Origin of the sequence: Roseicyclus sp. (genome assembly GCF_052168335.1) — a bacterium.
Lineage (GTDB): Bacteria > Pseudomonadota > Alphaproteobacteria > Rhodobacterales > Rhodobacteraceae > Roseibacterium.
In genome coordinates, this window is sequence record NZ_JBQLZP010000403.1 from 1 (window position 1) to 3,175 (window position 3,175).

4 protein-coding genes are annotated in these 3,175 nt (G+C 67.9%); all 4 read left to right on the plus strand.

The window, feature by feature from the left end:
• Window positions 1–788, plus strand: a 788-nt coding sequence (locus ACTS11_RS12350) for an AMP-binding enzyme (RefSeq protein ID WP_442640615.1), incomplete at its 5' end; no start/stop codon positions are given.
• Between the two features lie 5 nt (window positions 789–793).
• Window positions 794–1,489 carry an adenylate kinase gene (locus tag ACTS11_RS12355; protein WP_442640616.1) on the plus strand — a complete coding sequence of 232 codons (696 nt, stop codon included), beginning with the start codon at window positions 794–796 and terminating at the stop codon, window positions 1,487–1,489.
• Window positions 1,490–1,583: 94 nt separating this feature from the next.
• Entirely contained in the window at window positions 1,584–1,844 is a 261-nt protein-coding gene (locus tag ACTS11_RS12360; protein WP_442640617.1) for a DUF4212 domain-containing protein, read from the plus strand.
• 15 nt (window positions 1,845–1,859) lie between these two features.
• A partial coding sequence (locus ACTS11_RS12365) for a sodium:solute symporter family protein (protein WP_442640618.1) occupies window positions 1,860–3,175 on the plus strand: 1,316 nt, incomplete at its 3' end.

The window sequence follows — 3,175 nt, forward strand, 5'->3', positions numbered from 1 at the left end:
CGATCAACCCCGAGGCGTGGAAGTGGTACAACGAGGTGGTCGGCAAGGGGAAATGCCCCATCGTCGACACCTGGTGGCAGACCGAGACCGGCGGCCACCTGATCACGCCGCTTCCGGGCGCGACGTCCACCAAGCCCGGTTCCGCCACCCTGCCCTTCTTCGGGGTCGAGCCGGTGATCCTCGACGCCACGACCGGCGCCGAGATCCACGAGACCGAGGCCGAGGGCGTGCTCTGCATCAAGAGCAGCTGGCCCGGACAGATGCGCACCCTCTGGGGCGACCCGGAGCGTTTCGTCCAGGCCTACTTCTCGGACTACAAGGGCTACTACTTCACCGGCGACGGCTGCCGTCGCGACGCCGACGGCTACTACTGGATCACCGGCCGGGTGGACGACGTCATCAACGTCTCCGGCCACCGCATGGGCACGGCCGAGGTCGAGAGCGCGCTCGTCGCCCACGACAAGGTGTCCGAGGCCGCGGTCGTGGGCTTCCCGCACGAGCTGAAGGGTCAGGGCATCTACTGCTACGTGACCCTCATGGCCGACGAGGAACCGACGGAGGAGCTGAAGAAGGAGCTCCAGTCCTGGGTGCGCAAGGAGATCGGGCCGATCGCCAAGCCCGACGTGATCCAGTTCGCTCCCGGCCTGCCCAAGACGCGCTCGGGCAAGATCATGCGCCGCATCCTGCGCAAGATCGCCGAGAACGACTTCGGCTCGCTCGGGGACACCTCGACGCTCGCCGACCCGTCCGTGGTCGACGACCTCATCGCCAACCGGGTGAACGGGTGAACGGCATGGGCAACGCGGCGAACCACCCCGTGAACCTGATCCTGCTCGGCCCTCCGGGGGCGGGCAAGGGAACCCAGGCCCGGATGCTGGCCGAGCGCTTCGGTCTCGTCCAGCTCTCGACCGGCGACCTCCTGCGGGGCGCGGTGGCGGCGGGCACCGCCGCAGGCCTCGCGGCGAAGGCGGTGATGGAGCGGGGCGCGCTCGTCTCCGACGAGATCGTCCTCGCCGTCCTGAAGGAACGGCTGGACCAGCCCGACGTGGCGGCGGGGACCATCCTCGACGGCTTCCCGCGCACCACCGCGCAGGCCGAGGCGCTCGACGCGCTCCTGGCCGGGCGGGGCGAGCGGATCGACGCGGTCATCAGCCTCGAGGTGGACGACGCGGCGATGATCGAGCGGGTTTCGGGCCGCTACACCTGCGCCGCCTGCGGCGAGGGCTATCACGACAGCTTCAAGACGCCGGCCGTCTCCGGCGTCTGCGACAAGTGCGGCGGCACCGAGATGAAACGCCGCGCCGACGACAATGCCGAGACCGTGCGCACCCGTCTTCAGGCCTACCACGCCGAGACCGCGCCGCTCGTCACCTACTATGCCGCCCGCGGCACGCTGAGCAGGGTTCCCGCCATGGGAGAGATCGGCGCCATCGCGGAGCGGATGCAGGCGATCGTGGCCGCCCTGGAGACGGGGCTCGCGAGCGCATGACGAAATCCGCCGGCGGGGCGCGAGGCCCCGGCGGCGGAACATGTCGGCCGGGCCAGGAGGGGCCGGTCGGCCTGGACCTCGAAGGGAGAGCTTCATGTCTCAAAAAACGGACAACAATGCGTACTGGGCCGCGAACATCCGCCTGGTGACGATCTGTCTCGTCATCTGGGCGCTTGCGTCGTACGGCTTCGCGATCCTGCTGCGTCCGCTCATCAGCGGCATCGCAGTGGGCGGAACGGACCTGGGCTTCTGGTTTGCCCAGCAGGGATCCATCCTCGTCTTCCTCGTCCTGATCTTCTTCTACGCCTGGCGTATGAACAAGCTCGACAAGGAACACGGCGTGGACGAGCAGTAAGGACGGACAACGATCATGGATCAGTTTACCCTCAACGTGATCGTGGTGGGCCTCTCCTTCGCCCTCTACGTCGGTATCGCGATCTGGGCCCGTGCGGGCTCGACCTCCGAATTCTACGCCGCGGGCCGCGGCGTTAACCCCGTCGTCAACGGGATGGCCACGGCGGCCGACTGGATGTCGGCGGCCTCGTTCATCTCGATGGCGGGCCTCATCGCCTTCGTCGGCTACAACAACTCGTCCTTCCTCATGGGCTGGACGGGCGGCTACGTGCTCATGGCCATGCTTCTCGCGCCCTACCTGCGGAAGTTCGGCAAGTACACGGTGCCGGAGTTCGTGGGCGACCGCTACTACTCGACCTCGGCGCGCGTCGTGGCCGTGATCTGCCTTCTCGTCATCTCGATCACCTACGTGATCGGCCAGATGACCGGGGCGGGCGTGGCCTTCTCGCGCTTCCTCGAGGTGGAATCGACCACGGGCCTGCTCATCGCCTCGGCGGTGGTGTTCACCTACGCCGTTCTCGGCGGCATGAAGGGCATCACCTACACGCAGGTGGCGCAGTACGTCGTTCTGATCGTCGCCTACACGATCCCGGCGGTCTTCATCTCGCTCCAGCTGACCGGCAACCCGATCCCGGGCCTCGGCCTGTTCTCGGACATGGCGCCGGGCACCGCGGGCGCGGGCGAGCCGCTCCTCGTGACGCTGAACGGGCTTCTGACCGACCTCGGCTTCAACGAGTACACCACCGGCCGCACGCCCTGGCTCATGGCCCTCTTCACCCTGTCGCTGATGATCGGCACCGCGGGTCTGCCGCACGTCATCATCCGCTTCTTCACGGTGCCGAAGGTGTCGGACGCCCGCTGGTCCGCCGGCTGGGCGCTGGTGTTCATCGCGCTCCTCTACCTCACGGCCCCGGCCGTGGGCGCCATGGCGCGTCTGAACATCATGACCACGATGTGGCCCAACGGCGTGGAAGGCGAAGCCGTCGCGGTCGACGAACTGCCCAACTGGTTCCAGACCTGGTCGGCCACCGGCCTGCTCGGCGTCGAGGACAAGAACGGCGACGGCCGCATCCAGTACTACAACGAAGCCAATGCCGACATGCAGGCGCTGGCGGCGGAGCGTGGCTGGGCCGGCAACGAGCTGACCCGGTTCAACCAGGACATCCTCGTTCTCGCCAACCCCGAGATCGCGCAGCTTCCGGGCTGGGTGATCGCGCTCATCGCCGCGGGCGGCCTTGCGGCCGCACTCTCCACGGCGGCGGGCCTCCTGCTGGCCATCTCCTCGGCCATCAGCCACGACCTCGTGAAGTCGGTGTTCAACCCGAATATCTC

Coding starts and splice junctions, on each gene's coding strand:
- ACTS11_RS12355 (WP_442640616.1), top strand. CDS start 794: ATGGGCAACGCGGCGAACCACCCCGTGAACCTGATCCTGCTCGGCCCT.
- ACTS11_RS12360 (WP_442640617.1), top strand. CDS start 1,584: ATGTCTCAAAAAACGGACAACAATGCGTACTGGGCCGCGAACATCCGC.